This window comes from Caldivirga sp. MU80, assembly GCF_001663375.1.
Classification (GTDB): domain Archaea; phylum Thermoproteota; class Thermoprotei; order Thermoproteales; family Thermocladiaceae; genus Caldivirga.
On the sequence record NZ_LCTF01000066.1, the window covers coordinates 1 to 1,524 of the forward strand.

Below are 1,524 nucleotides of genomic sequence, written 5' to 3' on the forward strand. Positions count from 1 at the left end.
CCATACCCACATTGGGTAGTGTTTTTAAATTCTGGTTTGCCTAATGTTTTGAGCCGGGTCGTCTAGCGGCCAAGGATGGTGGGCTTTGGACCCACTGACCCCGGTTCGAATCCGGGCCCGGCTACCAAGAACTTTGTTCATATTTAGTAATTGTTTTTACCCCCGTGGGTGTGGGTTTGTGGGTCGCTTGGGCGAGGGTTTCTAAGCCGTTATTCCTCTTGACGTCTAATTCTCCGAGCCTATACTTCATCATGTCGTAGAGTCTCTTGGTCCCCTCGTAGTCTATCCTACCTCGTAATACGCCAGGATCACCTCGGCCCTTAACCTCCTAAGCGGGTGGTGTAGGTACGGCATAACGAGCCTAAGTAGCTTAACGGCGTTTTCACCGTAGAACCTTATTACGTTAACTGTTTTTGTTAAGTACATGTGGCTGATGATGTTGAACCTCTCGGCAATCACCCTCCTCAGCACATCGAGGGTAAACGATTTCTGACAATTTTTACAAGCCGCAATCTCTACAGAAACACCCTCATATCCAAACCACACTGCCCCATCTCCATCGATTTCGCCTGCTATGAATTCCGCTAACTTCTCATCACTAAAGCCCTCGATTAACCCCCTGAGCTCACTAGTGCTTAGCTTGATTGGCCATGGCCACGCGTTGGCACTTAAATTTACATTGAATTCCAACCTGCATCTGCGACAATCGTACATGTACCATGGTTTTAGTTACCTTCGTTATCTTCATGATTTCTTCCTCGCTCCATGGTGAGTGGATGACTATTATATTTTTATTGAATATATAATCGAAGCAAGATAAGAAGGGTGGGTCGAACTTCCTTGGGAAGTTGGTTATGAAGTTTAAGAGACCCCATGAGCCCATTGCTGGGTTCATGAGTAGGACAATTGAGGTTCTTGTTCTAACGGTGAGGTGCTGTAACCGTCTCTCCGGAGGCGGTGGTTCATGGCCCTTCGTGTTCGTTGATTTCAAGTCCCACCATCTCCTTCTCGGCGGCTTCTCCGTGAGCCACCCCCAGCTGCGGGAGTGGTTGCCGCTAGTCGCCTAGTGACTCACACCACTCCCCTCACCAAGCTCATCAGGTTCACCCCACCACTCCACCGAAAAATTAAACACTCCACCGTATTAGCCATCAACGGGACTACAAACAATTATGAAAACCGAAACTGCCCTTGTGTACAGATACCGCCTACTCCTTAAGCGCTGGCCTTAGCTTCTCTATTTCCCTTAAGTTCTGTGTCTCATTGATGATTACAACGCTGAAATCGTAAGCGTCCCCATTTAGTAACACTAATGGGCTTAGCATCGATTTCCTCTAGCCTTTGAGTCTTTTTGACGCTTCCCTGTAGATTGGGTCCAGGAATTCGTAGTCCTTAACTATACTTAGCTTCTCCAGGTTGGTGATTATGTTGTGTAGGACGCTTGAGGATATTGTGGAGCCCTCCTCATCCTCAAGGCACCTAAGCACCCTGCCCCAGCTGTTGGAGCCGTTAGCTATGCACCTA

The 1,524-nt window shown here is 48.1% G+C and carries 1 protein-coding gene, 1 tRNA gene and 1 pseudogene; 1 reads left to right on the forward strand and 2 read right to left on the reverse strand.

The genetic code is table 11. The features are described from left to right. The first annotated feature begins 51 nt into the window (after window positions 1-51). Window positions 52-127 (forward strand) — tRNA-Gln (locus tag AAX04_RS11415). A 155-nt stretch (window positions 128-282) separates the two neighbouring features. Here the strand turns inward: AAX04_RS11415 and AAX04_RS11420 are convergent. Together AAX04_RS11420 and AAX04_RS11425 are read right to left on the reverse strand one after the other, a co-directional pair. Next, a complete protein-coding gene (locus AAX04_RS11420) occupies window positions 283-714 on the reverse strand; it encodes a hypothetical protein (RefSeq protein WP_156519854.1) in 432 nt (143 codons plus the stop codon). Between the two features lie 620 nt (window positions 715-1,334). Then, window positions 1,335-1,524 (reverse strand): annotated as a pseudogene (locus AAX04_RS11425) (ATP-binding protein); the annotation flags it as partial.

What these genes read in the sequence shown, in the direction of transcription:
- AAX04_RS11420 (WP_156519854.1), bottom strand. Translation starts at nt 714, where the DNA reads ATGTACGATTGTCGCAGATGCAGGTTGGAATTCAATGTAAATTTAAGT.